Below are 18,021 nucleotides of genomic sequence, written 5' to 3' on the forward strand. Positions count from 1 at the left end.
GAGGGGGTTCCAATATGGCCGGTTTGCCGAGCACGGCACGCGTGGTGATCATCGGAGGCGGTGCCGTCGGCACCTCCTCGCTCTACCATCTCGCCAAGGCGGGCTGGACCGACTGCGTGCTTCTGGAAAAGAACGAGCTGACCTCCGGCTCGACCTGGCACGCCGCCGGCAATGTGCCGACCTTCTCTTCGTCATGGTCGCTGATGAACATGCAGCGCTATTCGACCGAGCTTTACCGGGGGCTCGCCGACGCGGTCGACTATCCCATGAACTACCACGTCACCGGCTCGCTCAGGCTCGCCCATACGACCGAGCGCATGCAGGAATTCCAGCGCGCCAAGGGCATGGGCCGCTATCAGGGCATGGACATCGATGTCGTCGGGCTCGACGAGATCAAGCGCCACTACCCCTTTCTCGAAACGCATGAATTGAAGGGTGCGCTCTACGATCCCAATGACGGCGACATCGACCCGGCGCAATTGACGCAGGCGCTGGCCAAGGGCGCGCGCGACATGGGCGCCAAGATCATCCGCTTCTGCCCGGTCACTGGCGTGCGCCGCGACAACGACGAATGGGTGGTCGAAACAGCGCAAGGCGAGATCCGCTGCGAGATCGTCGTCAACGCCGCCGGCTACCGCGCCGCCGAAGTCGGCAAGATGTTCGGCCGCGACGTGCCGATGATGGTGATGAGCCACCAGTATATTCTGTTCGAGGAAATCCCCGAACTGGCGGCATGGTCGAAGGAGCAAGGCAAGAAACTGCCGCTGCTGCGCGACGTCGACACCTCCTACTATTTGCGCCAGGAAAAGAATGGGATGAATCTCGGCCCCTATGAGCGCAACTGCCGTGCGCACTGGGTTGGCCACAACGACCCGATGCCCGACGATTTTTCGTTCCAGCTGTTCCCGGACGATCTCGACCGTCTCGAGCACTATCTCGCCGATGCCGTCGCCCGCGTGCCGATCCTCGGCACCGCCGGCCTGTCCAAAATCATCAACGGCCCGATTCCTTACACGCCGGACGGCAACCCGCTGATCGGGCCGATGCCCGGCGTTCCCAATGCCTTCGAGGCCTGCGTCTTCACCTTCGGCATCGCGCAGGGCGGCGGCGCCGGCAAGGTGCTGGCCGAATGGGTGACGCAAGGCCAGACCGAATGGGACATGTGGTCCTGCGATCCACGCCGCTTCACCTCTTTTGCCGCGGCCCCCGACTATTGCGTCGCCAAGGGCATGGAGATCTACGGCAACGAATACGCCATCCAGTTTCCGCGCCATGCCTGGCCGGCGGGGCGCGACCGCAAACTGTCGCCGATCCACGATCGCATCAAGGCGCTCGGCGGCCGCTTCGACGCCTACAATGGCTGGGAGCGCGCCACCTGGTACGCGAAGGATGGCGATGACATTTCGGAAGAAGCGACGCTCACCTTCCGCCGCAATGGACCATGGCAGCATCGCGTGCGCGAAGAGTGCCTGGCCGTGCGCGATGCCGCCGGCATTCTCGACCTGCCGGGCTTCTCCCGCTTCAACCTCGACGGTCCGGGTGCCGCCGAATGGCTGAGCCAACAGGTGACCGGCCTGGTGCCAAAGCCCGGCCGCATCGGCCTTATCTACTTTGCCGACGACAAGGGCCGCATCGTCACCGAAATGTCCGTCGTTCGCCACGACGAGAACCTGATGACGCTGATCACCGCCGCGGTGGCTCAATGGCACGATTTCGAGTGGCTGAAGTCGCGCATGCCGAAGGACGCCTCGTTCAAGCTGATCGACCGCACGGAAGAGTTCTCCACGCAGATCCTCGCCGGCCCCAACTCGCGAACAATCCTCGCAGAGGTCTGCGCCGCCGACCTCACCTTGCCGTGGCTGACGCATCAGGAAACGACAATCGCCGGCCGCTGGGCCAAGCTGGTGCGCGTCTCCTTCGCCGGCGAACTCGGCTGGGAAATCCACACCAGGGTGGACGACACATCGGTCGTCTTCGACGCCGTCTGGGCCGCAGGCCAGAAACATGGGCTAAAACCATTCGGCATGTACGCGCTGGATTCGCTGCGGCTCGAAAAGGGCTACCGCACCTGGAAGGGCGATCTTTCGACCGACTATTCGATCCTGCAGGGCGGGCTGGAACGCTTCGTCAAATGGGACAAACCCGATTTCCCGGGCAAGGCGGCGCTGCTGAACGAGAAACAGCAAGGCGTAAAGAAGCGCTTCGTCACACTTGTTGTCGAAAACCCAGGCGATTGCGACGCGCCTTCGGTGTCGACGCTGTGGCATGACGGCAAGATCGTCGGCGAGACGACGTCCGGCGGCTGGGGTCATCGCATCGACAAATCAATCGCGCTCGGCATGCTGCGCGCCGACCTCGCCGAACCGGGCACGGCAATCGAGATCGAAATCTTCGGCGAGCGTTTTCGGGCAATCGTGCAAAAAGACGAACCGCTGTGGGATCCAAAAAACGAAAGATTGAGAGCATGAAAAAAGTCATCCTCACCGATGGTGGCATGGGCCAGGAACTGGTGCGCCGCAGCAGCTCCGAACCGACGCCGCTATGGTCGGCCAGGGTGCTGATCGACGAGCCGGATCTGGTGCGCGACCTGCATGCCGAATTCATCCGCGCCGGCGCCCGCGTCATCACCATCAACACCTATTCGGCGACGCCGGAGCGGCTGGCGCGGGAAGGAGCCGAAGACCTGTTCAAGCCATTGCAGAAGCGTGGCATCGAATTGGCGAAGCAGGCGCGCGACAAGGCCGGTGATACGGCGATCGCCGGCTGCCTGTCACCGCTGTTCGGTAGCTATGCGCCGGCGCTGACCATTTCCTATCAGGACACGCTCGACATCTATCGCCGCATCGTCGCCGAGCAGGCGGATGGCGTCGACCTGTTCCTGTGCGAGACCATGGCCTCAGCCGAGGAAGGCCGCGCCGCCGTTACCGCCGCAACCGAAAGCGGCAAGCCGGTCTGGGTGTCCTGGACGCTCGCCGATCACGGCACGCCGCGCCTGCGCAGCGGCGAGACGATAGCGGCAGCGTCGAGCGCACTCGACGGCTTGCCGGTTGCGGCACGTCTGGTCAATTGCTGCCGGCCCGAAGCGATCGCTGCCGCCCTGCCCGAACTGATCGATCTCGGCGGCCCGGTCGGCGCCTATGCCAACGGCTTCACCTCCACCGAAGCGCTCAAACATGGCGGCACCGTCGATGTGCTGCATGCCCGCCACGACCTTGGTCCGGATGCCTATGCCGAACAGGCGCTCGGCTGGGTCGGAGCCGGCGCCGGCATCGTCGGCGGCTGCTGCGAAGTCGGACCCGCCCATATCGCCGCCCTGCGCGACCAGCTCGAACAGGCCGGCTACGAAATCTCGGGAGTATCCTGATGCCCAGACCCTCATCGCGCATTTCCGGCATCGTGCCTTCGGGCAAGGACGGCTGGGAGGTCCATACCGCCGCCTGGGCCCGCAAGGCGGCCGGCGAAGACATCATCATGCTGTCGATCGGCGACCACGATTTCGATACGCCGTCGCAGACAATCGAGGCCTGCGTGACCGCGGTTCGCGCCAGCAATCACCATTACACACCGCTTCCCGGCATTCCGCGCCTGCGCAAGGCCATGGCCGCGGCCTCGAGCGCATGCACCGGCATCGCGACGAATTCCGACCAGGTCATCGCCACGCCGGGTGGGCAGGCAGCGCTCTACGCGGCGGTGCAAGCCGTTCTCGACCAGGGCGACCATGCCATCGTGGTCGCGCCCTACTATGCCACCTACCCCAACACGTTCAGTGCGGCGGGTGCAGAATTCACCGTGGTCGAGACACCGGCCGAGGACGGGTTCCAGCCGCGAGCCGCCGATATCCGCGCAGCGCTGCGACCCAACACCCGCGCCATTCTCATCAACACGCCGAACAACCCGACGGGCGCGGTCTATTCGCGCCAGCATTTGGAAGAACTGGCGAAGATCTGTCGGGAGCATGACCTCTGGCTGCTCTCCGACGAGGTCTACTGGACGCTGGGCGGCGGCGAGCATGTCTCACCGCGCTCGCTGCCCGGCATGGCCGAGCGCACGCTGGTCATCAACTCGATGTCCAAGAGCCACGGCATGACCGGCTGGCGCATGGGCTGGCTGACCGGTCCCGAAGCGATGATTACACTGCTGACCAATCTCAATCTGGTGACCACCTATGGCCTGCCGGCCTTCATCAGCCTGGCTTGCGCCGAGGCGCTCGAAAACGGCTACGGCGTCAAGGAGATCGCCGAACGCTATGCCGGAAGGCGCACAATCCTGCTCGATGCCGTGCGCGGCATGAACAATGTCAGCGTGCGCGGCTCGGAAGGCGGCATGTATGTCATGCTCGACATATCTGATGTCGAACCCGACGACGAGAAATTCGCCTGGGCTTTCCTCGACGCGGAAAAGGTCGGCGTCATGCCCGGCTCAAGCTTCGGCGAGGCCGCCGCCGGCCACATCCGAATCAGCCTCTGCCAGCCTGAGGCCGTCTTGCAGGAAGCAGCGCTTCGCTTGCGCCGCTTCGCCTCCAGCTACCGCCGAGAGGCCGCATGACCGCCAAACCCATCCCCACCAAAGCGGGCGCCGTCATCATCGGCGGCGGCGTCTCCGGCTGCTCGGTCGCCTATCACCTGGCCAAGCTCGGCTGGACCGACATCGTGCTGCTCGAACGCAAGCAGCTGACCTCGGGAACGACATGGCACGCCGCCGGCCTGATCGGCCAGCTGCGCGGCTCGCAGAACATGACGCGGCTGGCGAAATATTCGGCCGACCTCTACGTCAAGCTGGAGGCCGAAACCGAAGTCGGCACCGGCGTGCGCCAAGTGGGTTCGATCACCGTGGCGCTCACCGAAGAACGCAAGCACGAGATCTATAGGCAGGCCTCGCTCGCCCGCGCCTTCGATGTCGACGTGCGCGAGATTTCGCCCAACGAAGTCAAGCAGATGTACCCGCATCTCAATGTGTCCGATGTGGTCGGCGCCGTCCATCTGCCGCTCGACGGCCAATGCGACCCCGCCAACATCGCCATGGCGCTGGCCAAGGGCGCCCGCCAGCGTGGCGCCACCATCGTCGAGAACGTCAAGGTCACCAAGGTCCACACCAGGAACGGCCGCGTCACCGGCGTGTCGTGGGCGCAGGGCGACGAGCAAGGCATGATCGAGGCCGACATCGTCGTCAACTGCGCCGGCATGTGGGCGCGTGAACTGGGCGCCCAGAACGGCGTCACCATCCCGCTACATGCCTGCGAGCACTTTTATCTCGTCACCGAGCCGATCCCCGGCCTCACCCGCCTGCCGGTGCTGCGCGTGCCCGACGAGTGCGCCTACTACAAGGAAGACGCTGGCAAGATGATGCTCGGCGCCTTCGAGCCGGTGGCCAAACCCTGGGGCATGGACGGCATTCGCGAGGATTTTTGCTTCGATCAGTTGCCCGAGGATTTCGAGCATTTCGAGCCGATCCTCGAAATGGGCGTCAACCGCATGCCGATGCTTGGCAGCGCCGGCATCCATACCTTCTTCAACGGCCCCGAGAGTTTTACGCCTGACGACCGCTACTATCTCGGCGAAGCGCCGGAGCTGTCCGGCTACTGGATGGCGACCGGCTACAATTCGATCGGCATCGTCTCGTCCGGCGGCGCCGGCATGGCGCTGGCGCAGTGGATCAATGACGGCGAAGCCCCCTTCGACCTCTGGGAAGTCGACATCCGCCGCGCCCAGCCGTTCCAGAAGAACCGCCGCTATCTCAAGGAACGAGTCTCCGAAACGCTCGGCCTGCTCTACGCCGACCATTTCCCCTATCGGCAGATGGCGACCTCGCGGAATGTGAGGCGCTCGCCACTGCATGAACATCTCAAGGCGCGTGGCGCCGTGTTCGGCGAAGTCGCCGGCTGGGAGCGCGCCAACTGGTTCGCCCGGGAAGGACAGGAACGCGAGTACCGCTACTCCTGGAAGCGGCAGAACTGGTTCGACAACCAGCGCGAGGAGCATCTGGCGGTTCGCAACGGCGTCGGCCTGTTCGACATGACCTCCTTCGGCAAGATCCGCGTCGAGGGCCGCGACGCCTGTGCCTTCCTGCAAAGACTGTGCGCCAACGACATGGACGTGGCGCCGGGCAAGATCGTTTACACCCAGATGCTCAACAAGCGTGGCGGCATCGAGAGCGACCTCACCGTTTCGCGCCTGTCGCAAACCACCTACTTCCTCGTCGTGCCCGGCGCGACGCTGCAGCGCGATCTCGCCTGGTTGAGAAAACATCTCGCCGACGAGTTCGTCGTCATCACCGACGTGACGGCGGCGGAAAGCGTGCTCTGCCTGATGGGTCCGGACGCAAGGAAACTGATTCAAAAGGTGAGCCCGAACGATTTCTCCAACGAAACCAATCCGTTCGGCACGTTTCAGGAGATAGAAATCGGCATGGGCCTGGCCCGCGCCCACCGCGTCACCTATGTCGGCGAACTCGGCTGGGAACTCTATGTATCGACCGATCAGGCCGCCCATGTCTTCGAAGCAATCGACGAGGCGGGGGCGGATGTCGGCCTGAAACTCTGCGGCCTGCACACGCTGGATTCCTGCCGCATCGAAAAGGCCTTCCGCCATTTCGGCCACGACATCACCGACGAGGACCATGTTCTGGAGGCCGGCCTCGGCTTCGCGGTCAAGACGGCCAAGGGCGATTTCCTCGGCCGCGACGCCGTGCTGCGGAAGAAGGAAGCTGGCCTGTATCGCCGGCTGGTGCAGTTCCGCCTGAAAGATCCGCAACCCCTGCTCTTCCACAACGAAGCCATCCTGCGCGACGGCAAGATCGTCGGCCCCATCACCTCGGGCAATTACGGCCATCATCTCGGTGGCGCCATCGGCCTCGGCTACGTCTCATGCAAGGGTGAGAGCGAGGCGGACGTGCTGGCTTCGTCTTACGAGATCGAGATCGCCGGCGAGCGATTTGCGGCGGAGGCGTCGCTGAAGCCGATGTACGATCCGAAGGCGGAGCGGGTCAGGATGTAGCGCTTTTTTACCCTCCCCCTTGTGGGGAGGGTCGGCTCGCAGTCGGAGCGAAGCGAAGATTGCGAGACGGGGTGGGGGAGCGCCCTATGAGACCCCCACCCCGCTTCGCAAATGCCGCCCTGCGGCATTTGCTGCGCGACCCTCCCCACAAGGGGGAGGGTAAAGAAGCTCAAAACCGCTCCAGCTTCGCCCGCACTTTCGCCAGAAACGCCGCCCTGCTCTTCGGCGTCGAGGCATCCATCAGATAATGCGCCAGGAAGAACGTCCGGCAGCGCGTGGCGCACAGAGCGCGCATGCCGCGCAGGATGGTCTTGCGGCCGGGCTGGCCGACGACGACGCTCCACCAGGTTGGCGCGCCGCAGGTGGTGATCACGCCGACCTTCGTCACATGCGTCATCAGCGACTTGATGCGCCCCTTGCCCGCCGGCAGCTTGAAGGCGACATCCGTTGCCCACACCCGGTCGAGCCACCCCTTGAGCATCGCCGGCAGCCCGTACCACCACGTCGGATAGACAAAGAGGATCGCCTGCGCCCAGGCGAGATGCTCGAAATGCGGCTTCAGCGCCGGATCCGCAGGGGCACGGTCATTGTAGAAACGCCGCTCGTCGCAGCCCATGACCGGGTTGAAGTTTTCAGCGTAAAGGTCGAGCAGCCGAACCTCCCAGCCTCTTCGGGTCAGCACGTCTATAGCGCTGTCGCGGATCGACGCGCAAAAGCTCTCGGGCACCGGATGGCAATAGACCACCAGCACGCGCATCAGAACGCATCCATCCTGGCCGCGACCTTGGCCATGAAGGCTTTGCGTGTGTCGTCGGTCGACAGGTTCATCGAATAATGCGCGAGGTAGGACACGGAGGCACCGGGCTTGATGGTGGCGCGCAGCATGCGGTTGACCAGCTTGCGCGGCGGATCGCCCATCAGCATGGCACGGAAGCGGCTGCCGCCATAGGTGGTGACAGCCGCCAGCTTGCGAATGTTGTGCAGCGACGGCTGCACCTTGCCGTTGACCAGCCGGAACGACACGCCGGGCAGAAAAACGCGGTCGAGAAAGCCCTTCAGCATTGCCGGAAAACCGAAATTCCACACCGGGTATGACAGCACCAGCGCCTCGGCCCTCAGCAAGCGCTCGACATAGGGCGCTGCTGCATCGTCAGTGCCGCGCGCGTTGTGATAGCCGAGCCGCTCACTTCGTGTCAGGCTTGGATCGAAACCCTCGGCATAGAGATCGCAATCGTCGACGCTATGGCCGGCCATCGTCAGCCGCTCGACGATCATCCGGTGCAGGCCGGCATTGAAGCTGGTCTCGACCGGATGGGCGTAGAGGACCAGGATGTTCATCAGCTTGCCTTTTGCAAACCCTTGAACAGGAAAGACTTGCCTGAGCGGTAGTCGTAGTCAGGGTTTTCCCAGGCGATCATCTTGCCGGGATTGAGAAGCCCTTGCGGATCGGTCTCGCGCTTGAAGGCTAGCTGCACCGCGTCGGTCTGCTTCATGCCGCCCTCCTCCAGCGTGTAGCGGTGGGGGTTGAAGATCCAGCAGCCATTGTCCTCATGGATGCGGATGATCTCGTCGAGCCGCTCCGCCGTGGTGAAGCGCACCAGCGGCAGCCCGGCGGCGCCGATCGCGCCGTCGAAGCGGATGAATTCGAGATGCGCCGGCACCTCGTCGCCAAAACGATCGACCATCGCCTTGACGTGTCCGAGATGGTCCGGCGACGGGTAGCGCGTCTGCAGATAGGTAATTGTTGGATCGACCCTGATGGCGCGCAGCGTCGTGTGGTTCCAGGTCAATTCATAGGCCGGCGGCAATCCCTTGAGATCGGCCTCCTTGTCGGCACGAAAGACGATCTCGCCCTTGCTGTGTGCCGTCAGGGCGACAAAGGCGTCCATCGCATGCGGCGCGATCATGCACACCACGATGCTCTGCTCGCGCCGAAAGAATTTCTGGTGCCGCTTGAAATAGTCGTAAGGGATGGGTGCGGCGATCGGCGTGATCAGCTTCGCCAGTATGCCGTCCTGGATGGCGAGATCATTGCCGAAGCCGGCAGCATCCATGAAATCGTCGAAGCCGACAATCACGTCGATCCAGCCATAGCTGGCCGTCAGCGGCATCTCGACTTCGGTGATGATGCCGTTGGTGCCATAGGCGTGCATCACTTTCAGCACGTCCTCGCCGGTCAGGTCCATGACGCGCGGCTCCGCCTCCATCGTCACGGTGCGCAGCCGGATGACATTGCCGAGATCGCGCAAGCCTCCCCAGCGGATCGAACCGATGCCACCTGAACCGCCGGCGACGAAACCGCCGATCGACGCCGTGTTGTAGGTCGATGGCGACATGCGCAGCTCCTGCCCGGAATGCGCGCGCGAAGCCTTGTCGATGTCGGCGAGAACAGCACCTGGCCCGGTGACGACGCGGCCGGACGCGATCGTCTTGACCGTGTTCATCTCAGCAAGGTTGAGCACGACGCCGCCCGACAGCGGCATGGCTTGCCCGTAATTGCCGGTGCCGCTGCCGCGCGGCGTCACCGGAATGCCATGGCGATGGCAGGCGGCGAGCACGCGGATGACCTCGTCTTCCGATTTCGGCGTCACGATCAGGTCGCCGGTGACATGGTCGAGCTGCTGCTTCAGCACCGGGCTGTACCAGTAGAAGTCGCGGCTTTTCTGTTGGACGATCGCCGGATGGTCGTCGAGCTTCAGACCTTCGAGGTCACGCTTGAGCGCCGAAACATCCATCATGTCACCATCAAATCGTCGAGTTCGGCATAGTCGGGCAGCTTACGGTCGATCGCCAGCCCGTCGCGCACAACGATGCGATCCGATTCGGGCCGCGACAGCAATTCCGTCCAGCTCCGCCCCTTGAAGACGACGAAATCGGCGGCACCGCCAGAAGCAAGCGTACCAAAACCATCGAGCCGCATCACTTTGGCAGGCGTCGCGGTCACCGCTTGCGGCCAGTCGGCGACCGGATGATCGAAATGCAGGATGCGCGTCGCCATGCGGTAGACTTCCAGCATGTCGAGGTCGCCATAGGCGTAGAACGGATCGCGCGTGTTGTCCGAGGCAACCGCAACCGAAATGCCCCTCGCCTTCATTTCGTGCAGCAGCGTCACGCCGCGCCAGCGCGGCGTGGTGTTGTCGGCTCGCCGGTCCTGCAGATAGAGATTGCACATCGGCAGCGACACCACGGCGAGCCCGGCCTTCGCCACCTTGTCCAGCGTGTCGAGCACATCGAGGTCAGGCTGGCGAGCCAGAGAGCAGCAATGTCCCACAAGGATATTGCCCTCAAAACCGTTCCACAGAGCTGCCTCAGCAATCTTCTTCAGCGAGATCGCTGCGACATCGTCGGTCTCGTCGGCATGGAAATCGAGGTCGAGGCCATGTTTGATCGCTTGCGCAAACACCTGGTCGAGAAGCTCTTCCAGATCCGGCACCATATAGGTGACGACGCCGAGCACGCCCTTGGCCGCCGCCACCCGCTTGGCCAGTCTCTCGAACCATTTTCTGTCGCGCACGCCTTCGATGCCGAGCAGGCAGGCTGCCTGCAGCTCGATGCGGCCGCGCCATTTTTCCCGCATGGTCTCGAACACCGGCCAGGAAATCTCCTCCTGTGGCGGCACGCTGTCGAGATGGGTGCGCAGCGCCCTGGTGCCGTGCGCGTAGGCTGAGCGCAGCGAAAAATCCATACGGCGGGCGACATCCTCGGCGCTCCAGCGTGCCGAGCGGTCGGCGCCGGTGGCGTTCAGCGCGCCCATGAAGGTGCCGTCGGGATTGGGCTTGCGCGGCCAGATATGACCCTTGTCGATATGCGTGTGGCAGTCGACGAAACACGGCAGGATGATGCGGCCGGCGAGGTCAACGCCCGCCGGAGCCTTCGCTCGTCCATGCGCGACGATGCTGGAAATCTTGCCGTCGGCGACGGAAATATCGGCCAGCGCAAATCCATCGGTGTCGAAAGTTGCGGCAAGTCCGGGCGTCAGCGATGCATGAAGCCGGACGTTGCTGAGGACATAGGAACTGTCCTGCGGAATGCTGAACGCTTCCGGCACGCTATCGCTCCTGCTTCAATGCACTTTCGTGCCAGCGCCGCAGGATCAGATGCGAAATCAGCGACAGCACCAGGAAGATCAGAATGCCGGTAAATGAAATCAGGATCAGCGCCGCAAACAGCCGCGGCGCGTTGAGCCGGTAGCCGGCCTCGATGATACGCGAGGCAAGCCCCGACGACTGTCCCTGAGCGCCGGCGACGAACTCGGCCACCACAGCGCCGATCAGCGACAGGCCGCCGGCGATCTTCAGTCCACCGAGGAAATAGGGCATCGCCGCCGGCAGCCTGAGATAGCGCAATTGCTGCCAGTGGGTCGCGCCGTTGAGCTTGAACATGTCGCGCAGATTGCGGTCGACGGAATTGAGGCCGAGCGTGGTGTTGGACAGGATCGGGAAGAAGGCGACGATCCAGGCGCACAGCAGCAGTTTCGTCGTCTGGTTGTCGACATAGATGTTGATCAGCGGGAAGATGGCAACGATCGGCGTCACCTGCAGCACGATGGCAAAGGGGAAGAACGACATCTCCACCCATTTTGATTGCGCAAACAGCACCGCCAGCCCGACGCCGCCGATGACGGCGAGCCCCAGGCTGAGGAAGGTGATTTTGAGCGTCACCAGCAGCGAGGAGAACAGCAACCCGGCATCGTCAAAAAGCGTCTGCAGCACCACGCCCGGGCGCGGCAGGATATATTTCGGGATCTCGTTCCAGACGCAGACACGGTCCCACAACCAGATCGCCAGGATCATGATCGCCAGCGGCAGCAGCCACTTGCCGATCCGTTCCAGGCGCTCCTCGCGCACGCGGCGCGCCTCCTCCGGGTCGAGGTTCACGGCAGGTTGGTCAATGGCCGTCATGATGCGGTCCGGCGGTTGAGTTGATGGCGTGTACCAGGACATCTGAGGCCTGGCGGCAGAGCGCGGCATAGTCTGGCGAGGTGCGAAACACCTCGTCGCGCGGATAGGGCGCATCGACGGCAAGCTCGCCGAACACCCGGCCCGGCCGCGCCGCCATAACGACGACGCGGTTGGACAGGAACACGCTTTCGAAGACGCTGTGGGTGACGAAGACGACGGTAAAACGCTCGTCCTGCCACAATTCCAGAAGATCGTTGTTGAGCTTGAAACGGGTGATCTCGTCGAGTGCGGCGAACGGCTCGTCCATCAAGAGCACCCGCGGCTTGGTCACCATGGCGCGGGCGATCGAGACGCGCATCTTCATGCCGCCGGAAAGCTCGCGCGGCACGGCATTCTCAAAACCGGTCAGATGAACCCGCGCCAGCATCTCCATCACCACCGGCGCCGCCTTGGCCCGCGACACGCCTTTCAGCCTGAGCGGCAGCCAGACATTGTCGAAGACATCCGCCCAGGGCAGCAGCGTCGGCTCCTGAAAGACGAAGCCGATGTTCGAGCGGTCAAGCGAGCCGCTGCCGCGCCAGTCGAGCACACCGGAAGTCGGCGTCGACAGGCCGGCAATCAGGCGCAAGGCCGTCGACTTGCCGCAGCCCGACGGCCCGAGAAGGCTGAGAAAATCGCCTTCCCGGATCGTCAGATTGACGTCGCTGAGTGCCGTCACGCCGTTGGAAAAAACCTTGCCGACGCCACGCAATGCCAGCAACATCGGGCTTTCTCCCGATGTGCTTGCCGGCGCTTGCGCCACTTTCTCCTGCATCATGTCAGGCAGACCGGCCTACTTCTTCAGCTCCAGCCCGACGCTCTTGTTGACGAAGGCAAGCGTGTAGGCCTTCTTGATATCGATGCCCGCCGGCGTGACCTTGGCCTTGACCATCTTGTCGTAGAAGCTCTGGATGCGCGCGTCGGTCATGGCGCCGATGCCCAGCTTCTCCGTGTCGCCGGAATCGACCACGCCGAACTTCTTCAGCTGCTCGATCGAGAAGGCGATCTGCGCATCCGTCATGTCGGGATTGTCTTTCTTGATCATTTCGTTGGCGGCCTTGTTGTCGCCGTAGAGGTAGTTGTACCAGCCCTTGGCCGAGCCATCGACGAAGCACTGCACCACCTCCGGCCGCTTGTCGATCGTGGCCTGCATGGTCTCGACCGTGGTTGCATAGGTGTCCCAGCCGTAGTCGGCCAGCAGGAACTGGTTCGGCAGGAAACCACCCTCTTTCTGGACCGCGAACGGCTCAGAGGTGACGTAGCCCTGCTGGATCGACTTCTTGTTGGCGATGAAGGGCGCGGAGTTGAAGGTGTAGGGCACGCGCTTGGCGGCGTCGAAGCCGAGTTCCGTCACCATCCACTGGAAGAAGGTCTGCACGCCCTCATCGCCGAGGATGTACTGGTCGGCGGTCTTCAAATCCTCCCACTTGTCCAGGCCCTGACCGGGTTGGGACATGATGACCTGCGGATCCTTCTGAAAATCCGCCGCCACCACGCGCATCGGAATGTCCTGCTGGACGGCATCGAAGGCCGACAAAAGATTGCCGCCCATGTAGAAATCGATCTTGCCGGCGAGCAGCAGTGGCCGGCCACTGACCTGCGGGCCGCCCTGCATGATGGTCACGTCGAGGCCGCACGCGGCATAGGTGCCATCGGCCACGGCCTGGTAGTAGCCGCCATGCTCTGGCTCAGCTAGCCAGTTGGTGCCGAACGTCACCTTTTCGTTTGCTGCTGCGCTCAGCGCGCTCGAAGCCAGCATGGCGATCGCCGCCGCCGAAACCGTCAGTTTTCCGTACATTAACACCACCCTCTGTTTGCTCCGGCGCGCTCCGCGCCGGGCTCGACACCATTGGTTCAAGAAGCAAGACACATGCCACCGCCGGGACCCCGCGCTTGCGCAACAGTCGCGCGCGAAGGACGGACGGGTCATGCTGTACGGGAGGCATGGTGCCTATTTTTTGGACGCCTGTCCACAATCGCGCCAATGCCATGCACTGCGTCTTGAAGGTGCAATCGATCCGGTCTTAGGTGGCGGCAGATCGGAGATTGCCATGTTCAAATTTCTCAAACCAAAGTCGATCAAACCGCCCTTTGCCCGCTACAGCCACGGCGTCGAGGTGCCATCAGGAAAGCGTCTGGTCCTGTGCTCGGGCCAGCTCGGTATCAGCGCGGACGATCTCGTTCCGGAAGATGCAGGCGCCCAGACCGAGCTTTGCTTCAAGAACGTGGCAGCCATTCTGGGCGAAGCGGGATTGGGGCTGAAGGACATCGTGCGCGTCAACGCTTTCGTCATCGACCGCGCCTATCTGCAGCCCTATATGGACGTCCGCAACAGGCTGTTCTCCGAGCCGGCCCCGGCCTCGACACTGATCGTCGTTTCCGGCTTCGCCCGGCCGGAATTCAAGGTCGAGGTCGAGGTGCTGGCGGCGGGGTGATCGACAGGCCGCCCTTCCCGCTCTAAGTCTGGCCCGTCCATTTGAAAGGCATGACATGACCGTTGCGAAGAGACGCGTGTGGTGGGGCGACTATCGAACCACCGAATACGCCACGATCGACCCGGAGGCGACGATCGCCGTCCTGCCGGTGGCGGCGATCGAGCAGCACGGTCCGCATCTGCCGGTTTCGACCGACACCTCGATCATGAACGGCATGCTTGAAACGGTGATTGCCCGCCTGCCCGGCGATCTCGACATCCGCATCCTGCCCGTCCAGGCGGTCGGCAAGTCGAACGAGCACCTGCATGCACCGGGCACGCTCACCTTGCCCGCGACGACCCTGGTCGATGCCTGGACCGAGCTTGGCCTGTCGGTCGCGCGCGCCGGGGTGAGAAAGCTGATCGTCGTCAACTCGCATGGCGGCAATGAGGAGATCATGGGCATCATCACCCGCGAATTGAGGGTGCGCGCAAAGATGCTGGCGGTGAAGACCAGCTGGCAGCGCTTTGGCCGCCCGGCCGGCATGTTCACCGAGCTTGAAGACCGCCACGGCATCCATGGCGGCGATGTCGAGACCTCGCTGATGCTGCATTTCCGCCCGGACCTCGTCGACATGGCAAAGGCCGACAATTTTGTCTCGAATGTCGCCCGCGCCGAAAAGGAATTTTCGCTGCTTCGTCACACCGGAACGCATGCCTTTGCCTGGATCGCCAGCGACCTCAACCCGAACGGCGTGGTCGGCGACGCCAGCATCGCCACCGCCGAAAAGGGCCGGCTGACATCAGAGCATCAAGCTGACGGCTTCATCAGCCTCTTGCGGGATGTGCGCAAGGCGAAGCTTTCCGACTGGCTGGCCTAACAACCCCCAGGGTATGTTGAGATTCAGGTCAGGCCGAGCTGAGAATGATGGATTTCGAGAACCGGCCTACGCCGTCCGTAGCTCTTCATAGAGCGAAGGCACTTATGAGGGCTTCGGCCGGCGAAGGCGGGAGCGGAGCGTACATTTGGGTACGTGAGCACCGGAAGCGCAGAAAACCATCGTTCGCAGGCCGGCATCACCTGAATATCGACATGCCCTAGCCGTCGATCCTCAGTGCGAAGGGGGTGCCTTCAAACGCGTCCGCGCCACGCCCGATCGCGTGGATCGCCTCAACCATCCGGCCGTTGCGGTCCAGCAGCGCATCGGCGACCGCGATCAGCCGCGGGTTGGGTGTCGCAGACGGCGACAGCGCGCGCAGCGTCTGCGCCAACTCGACCTCGTCGCGCTTCGGCGACAGCGCCGCGGCGATGATGTAGGCCGAGGCGGTCGAACGGCTGATGCCGGCATAGCAATGCACGACCATCGGCTTCACACGATCCCATTGACGGGCGAAATCGAGCAGATTGCGCACATGCTCCTCGCCCGGCATGGTCATGCCTTCCTGCGCCACCGCAATGTCGTGCATGACCAGATGCAGATGATTTTCCGGAACGATCGAAGCTGGGCGCACCACTTCGGTTCCCGCCGCCAGCAGGGAAAGCAGCCGCTCGGCGCCGGTCTTCGTTACGGTTTCATCGACTTTTGCCAGTGAACAGACATGGATCATCATCGCGCGATCTCCTCAGCGACAGCGTCGCGCTTGTGCACCCACTCGGCAAGAGCGGATTCGAGCCGCTGCCATTCCTCCTGACTTCCCGGCAGTCCGGCGCGCAGCAGATGCGGCCGGTCGGTGAAATGGCGAAGCAGGACTCCGCGCTCGCCAAGCGCCGAAAATAGGCCGGCTGCGTCCGCCAGCCTTAGATAGCGGAACAGCGTGGTGCCGCCGGCGACCGGAACGCCAAAGCGGCCGAACAAGGCATCCAGCCGCTCCCCCTCAGCCTTGAGTGTCGCGCGCATCTCGGTCTGCCAGCCGCTGTCGGCGAGCGCCCGGATGCCGTATTCGAGCGCCGGGCCGGCAACCGCCCACGGCCCGAACTGCGCGTCCAGCCGTTCGACCGTCTGCGGATCGGCCAGCGCAAAACCTAACCGCAAGCCGGCGAGGCCAAAGAACTTGCCGAACGAGCGCAACACGACGATGCCGCCCTGGTCGACATCGCCGGCCAGGCTCTCGGCGCGCGGACCGACATCCATGAACGCCTCGTCGACGACCAGCAGCCCGCCCTTGGCGCGCAATGTCTCGGCAAGTTGCAGCAGCCTTTCGCGCTCTATGACGCGCCCGTCCGGATTGTTGGGATTGACGACGATGGCGAGGTCGGCACCGGCCAAAGCCTCGAAATCGTCGACTTCCGCGACCGAATGGCCGGCGATCGCGGCTGCGCGAGCATGTTCGGCATAGGTCGGACCGAGCACCAGCGCCCTGCCGGGGCTGACCAGCGAAGCAACGCGCGGCAACAAGATCTGTGTGCCGGGAGCCAGCACGACATGCGCTGCCGACGGCGCGCCGTAGGCCGCGGCCGCGACCTTAGCCAGTTCACGGGCGCGCGCGGCTTCCGGCAATCGCGACAGGGCGGTGGCGGGCAGCTCAAAAAGCGGATAGGAGTGCGGATTGATACCTGTCGAAAGGTCGACGAAAGGCTGTGGCGCGTGAGGGAAGAGCGCACTCGCCCGGCCAAGGCTCCCGCCGTGGTCCACGGCAGCAATCGCTCCTTCAAGAAGCTTCATGTCGATCCTGATCGCCTTCCTGTCATTGGCCATTGAACGTGCCCTGGGCTACCCGGACTGGCTGTTCCGCGCCATCGGCCATCCCGTCACCTGGTTCGGCAGGCTGATATCCTTTCTCGACCGCAGGCTCAACCGCGCCACTGATTCCGACGCGCTGCGTCGCCGGCGAGGTGTCTTCGCGTTGCTGGTCATCGTGCTGGTGCCGGCGGCAATCGCCTTTGTGCTGCAAATCGTACTCTGGCAGATATTTCCTACCGGCATGGTCATCACCGCCATTCTGGCGACGTCGCTGCTGTCGCAGAAGAGCCTGGCCGAGCATGTCGAAGCGGTGGCCGATGCACTCGACACCGGCGGCCTGGCGCTGGGTCGAATCGCTGTGGCGCGCATTGTCGGCCGCGATCCCGAAAAGCTCGACAAACCGGGCGTTGCCCGCGCCGCAATCGAAAGCCTGGCCGAGAATTTTTCCGACGGCATCGTCGCGCCCGCCTTCTGGACCGGCGTTTGCGGCCTGGCCGGCGGCGTCGCCTACAAGGCCGCCAACACCGCCGACTCGATGATCGGCCACCGCACCCCGCGCCACGAGGCCTTCGGCCGGGCGGCGGCACGTTTCGACGACTGGATCAACCTCCCGGCTTCGAGGCTGACGGCGCTGCTGATCGTTGCTGCCGCCTTTCTCGTCCGCGACGCCGATCCCCGCAATGCCTGGCAAGCGGTGCGGCGCGACGCGAAAAAGCATCGCTCGCCCAATGCCGGCTGGCCGGAAGCGGCGATGGCCGGTGCGCTTGGCCTGGCACTGGCTGGGCCGCGCAGCTATGGCGGTGTCATCGTCGAAGATTCGCTCATGGGCGAAGGCGGCCGCCGCGAAGCCGAGAGCCTCGACATCAGGCGGGCACTGAAACTCTACCAGGTGGCGGATTATCTGCTGATCGCGCTGTTCGGGTTGCTGTCGGCGGCGCTGATCGCGGTGACGTTTTGAGCGGTTCTTACCCTCCCCCTTGTGGGGAGGGTCGATC

At 63.7% G+C, this 18,021-nt stretch carries 16 protein-coding genes; 7 read left to right on the forward strand and 9 right to left on the reverse strand.

Annotation, left to right across the window (positions count from 1 at the left end; translation table 11 throughout):
- Window positions 1-14 precede the first annotated feature (14 nt).
- From AC1DXN_RS25875 to AC1DXN_RS25890, 4 genes are read left to right on the forward strand one after another with little or no spacing between them, the layout of a single operon-like run.
- Window positions 15-2,468, forward strand: a complete 2,454-nt coding sequence (locus tag AC1DXN_RS25875) for a GcvT family protein (protein ID WP_477276910.1) — start codon at window positions 15-17, stop codon at window positions 2,466-2,468.
- Window positions 2,465-3,364, forward strand: coding sequence for a homocysteine S-methyltransferase family protein (locus tag AC1DXN_RS25880; protein ID WP_477276912.1), 900 nt, complete (start codon window positions 2,465-2,467; stop codon window positions 3,362-3,364). Before AC1DXN_RS25875 ends, AC1DXN_RS25880 begins: the two co-directional genes overlap by 4 nt.
- Window positions 3,364-4,545 (forward strand): pyridoxal phosphate-dependent aminotransferase, encoded by a 1,182-nt coding sequence (locus AC1DXN_RS25885; protein ID WP_477276914.1) that lies wholly within the window; start codon window positions 3,364-3,366, stop codon window positions 4,543-4,545. Before AC1DXN_RS25880 ends, AC1DXN_RS25885 begins: the two co-directional genes overlap by 1 nt.
- A complete protein-coding gene (locus tag AC1DXN_RS25890; protein WP_477276916.1) occupies window positions 4,542-6,992 on the forward strand; it encodes a GcvT family protein in 2,451 nt (816 codons plus the stop codon). Before AC1DXN_RS25885 ends, AC1DXN_RS25890 begins: the two co-directional genes overlap by 4 nt.
- Window positions 6,993-7,161: 169 nt before the next feature.
- On the opposite strand, the gene AC1DXN_RS25895 is transcribed toward AC1DXN_RS25890, so the two are convergent.
- From AC1DXN_RS25895 to AC1DXN_RS25925, 7 genes are read right to left on the reverse strand one after another with little or no spacing between them, the layout of a single operon-like run.
- Window positions 7,162-7,749 carry an NAD(P)H-dependent oxidoreductase gene (locus AC1DXN_RS25895; protein WP_477276918.1) on the reverse strand — a complete coding sequence of 196 codons (588 nt, stop codon included), beginning with the start codon at window positions 7,747-7,749 and terminating at the stop codon, window positions 7,162-7,164.
- Window positions 7,749-8,330, reverse strand: a complete 582-nt coding sequence (locus tag AC1DXN_RS25900) for an NAD(P)H-dependent oxidoreductase (RefSeq protein ID WP_477276920.1) — start codon at window positions 8,328-8,330, stop codon at window positions 7,749-7,751. Before AC1DXN_RS25900 ends, AC1DXN_RS25895 begins: the two co-directional genes overlap by 1 nt.
- Window positions 8,330-9,727 (reverse strand): FAD-binding oxidoreductase, encoded by a 1,398-nt coding sequence (locus AC1DXN_RS25905; RefSeq protein ID WP_477277263.1) that lies wholly within the window; start codon window positions 9,725-9,727, stop codon window positions 8,330-8,332. The genes AC1DXN_RS25900 and AC1DXN_RS25905 overlap by 1 nt, the downstream gene beginning before the upstream one ends.
- Window positions 9,727-11,040 (reverse strand): cytosine deaminase, encoded by a 1,314-nt coding sequence (locus AC1DXN_RS25910; RefSeq protein WP_477276922.1) that lies wholly within the window; start codon window positions 11,038-11,040, stop codon window positions 9,727-9,729. The genes AC1DXN_RS25905 and AC1DXN_RS25910 overlap by 1 nt, the downstream gene beginning before the upstream one ends.
- Before the next feature lies 1 nt (window position 11,041).
- On the reverse strand, window positions 11,042-11,893 hold the full coding sequence (locus AC1DXN_RS25915; RefSeq protein ID WP_477244981.1) for an ABC transporter permease: 852 nt from the start codon (window positions 11,891-11,893) through the stop codon (window positions 11,042-11,044).
- Complete coding sequence (locus AC1DXN_RS25920) at window positions 11,880-12,710, reverse strand: ABC transporter ATP-binding protein (RefSeq protein ID WP_477244979.1); 831 nt, start codon at window positions 12,708-12,710, stop codon at window positions 11,880-11,882. The genes AC1DXN_RS25915 and AC1DXN_RS25920 overlap by 14 nt, the downstream gene beginning before the upstream one ends.
- Window positions 12,711-12,725: 15 nt before the next feature.
- The gene (locus AC1DXN_RS25925; protein WP_477276924.1) at window positions 12,726-13,730 is read right to left on the reverse strand and encodes an ABC transporter substrate-binding protein; all 1,005 of its coding nucleotides are present in this window, start codon (window positions 13,728-13,730) and stop codon (window positions 12,726-12,728) included.
- Between the two features lie 253 nt (window positions 13,731-13,983).
- Between AC1DXN_RS25925 and AC1DXN_RS25930 the strand changes: the two genes are divergently transcribed.
- The gene (locus AC1DXN_RS25930) at window positions 13,984-14,367 is read left to right on the forward strand and encodes a RidA family protein (protein ID WP_477276926.1); all 384 of its coding nucleotides are present in this window, start codon (window positions 13,984-13,986) and stop codon (window positions 14,365-14,367) included.
- Between the two features lie 55 nt (window positions 14,368-14,422).
- On the forward strand, window positions 14,423-15,226 hold the full coding sequence (locus AC1DXN_RS25935; protein WP_477276927.1) for a creatininase family protein: 804 nt from the start codon (window positions 14,423-14,425) through the stop codon (window positions 15,224-15,226).
- A gap of 217 nt (window positions 15,227-15,443) precedes the next feature.
- Here AC1DXN_RS25935 and AC1DXN_RS25940 read toward each other — a convergent pair whose 3' ends face one another.
- Entirely contained in the window at window positions 15,444-15,953 is a 510-nt protein-coding gene (locus tag AC1DXN_RS25940) for a tyrosine phosphatase family protein (protein WP_477277265.1), read from the reverse strand.
- Complete coding sequence (gene cobD / locus AC1DXN_RS25945) at window positions 15,953-17,008, reverse strand: threonine-phosphate decarboxylase CobD (RefSeq protein WP_477277267.1); 1,056 nt, start codon at window positions 17,006-17,008, stop codon at window positions 15,953-15,955. Before cobD ends, AC1DXN_RS25940 begins: the two co-directional genes overlap by 1 nt.
- Between cobD and cbiB the strand changes: the two genes are divergently transcribed.
- Window positions 17,007-17,984: an adenosylcobinamide-phosphate synthase CbiB gene (cbiB, locus tag AC1DXN_RS25950; RefSeq protein ID WP_477276929.1), complete on the forward strand. Its 978-nt coding sequence runs from the start codon at window positions 17,007-17,009 to the stop codon at window positions 17,982-17,984. The two genes, cobD and cbiB, sit on opposite strands and share 2 nt — an antisense overlap.
- The last annotated feature ends 37 nt before the right edge of the window (window positions 17,985-18,021 follow it).

The organism is Mesorhizobium sp. P2_H9 (assembly GCF_056403215.1).

Bases quoted from the DNA above. Each gene is read 5' to 3' on its own strand.
- AC1DXN_RS25875 (WP_477276910.1), top strand. From the start codon at position 15: ATGGCCGGTTTGCCGAGCACGGCACGCGTGGTGATCATCGGAGGCGGT.
- AC1DXN_RS25880 (WP_477276912.1), top strand. From the start codon at position 2,465: ATGAAAAAAGTCATCCTCACCGATGGTGGCATGGGCCAGGAACTGGTG.
- AC1DXN_RS25885 (WP_477276914.1), top strand. From the start codon at position 3,364: ATGCCCAGACCCTCATCGCGCATTTCCGGCATCGTGCCTTCGGGCAAG.
- AC1DXN_RS25890 (WP_477276916.1), top strand. From the start codon at position 4,542: ATGACCGCCAAACCCATCCCCACCAAAGCGGGCGCCGTCATCATCGGC.
- AC1DXN_RS25895 (WP_477276918.1), bottom strand. From the start codon at position 7,749: ATGCGCGTGCTGGTGGTCTATTGCCATCCGGTGCCCGAGAGCTTTTGC.
- AC1DXN_RS25900 (WP_477276920.1), bottom strand. From the start codon at position 8,330: ATGAACATCCTGGTCCTCTACGCCCATCCGGTCGAGACCAGCTTCAAT.
- AC1DXN_RS25905 (WP_477277263.1), bottom strand. From the start codon at position 9,727: ATGGATGTTTCGGCGCTCAAGCGTGACCTCGAAGGTCTGAAGCTCGAC.
- AC1DXN_RS25915 (WP_477244981.1), bottom strand. From the start codon at position 11,893: ATGACGGCCATTGACCAACCTGCCGTGAACCTCGACCCGGAGGAGGCG.
- AC1DXN_RS25920 (WP_477244979.1), bottom strand. From the start codon at position 12,710: ATGATGCAGGAGAAAGTGGCGCAAGCGCCGGCAAGCACATCGGGAGAA.
- AC1DXN_RS25925 (WP_477276924.1), bottom strand. From the start codon at position 13,730: ATGTACGGAAAACTGACGGTTTCGGCGGCGGCGATCGCCATGCTGGCT.
- AC1DXN_RS25930 (WP_477276926.1), top strand. From the start codon at position 13,984: ATGTTCAAATTTCTCAAACCAAAGTCGATCAAACCGCCCTTTGCCCGC.
- AC1DXN_RS25935 (WP_477276927.1), top strand. From the start codon at position 14,423: ATGACCGTTGCGAAGAGACGCGTGTGGTGGGGCGACTATCGAACCACC.
- AC1DXN_RS25940 (WP_477277265.1), bottom strand. From the start codon at position 15,953: ATGATCCATGTCTGTTCACTGGCAAAAGTCGATGAAACCGTAACGAAG.
- cbiB (WP_477276929.1), top strand. From the start codon at position 17,007: ATGTCGATCCTGATCGCCTTCCTGTCATTGGCCATTGAACGTGCCCTG.
- cobD (WP_477277267.1), bottom strand. From the start codon at position 17,008: ATGAAGCTTCTTGAAGGAGCGATTGCTGCCGTGGACCACGGCGGGAGC.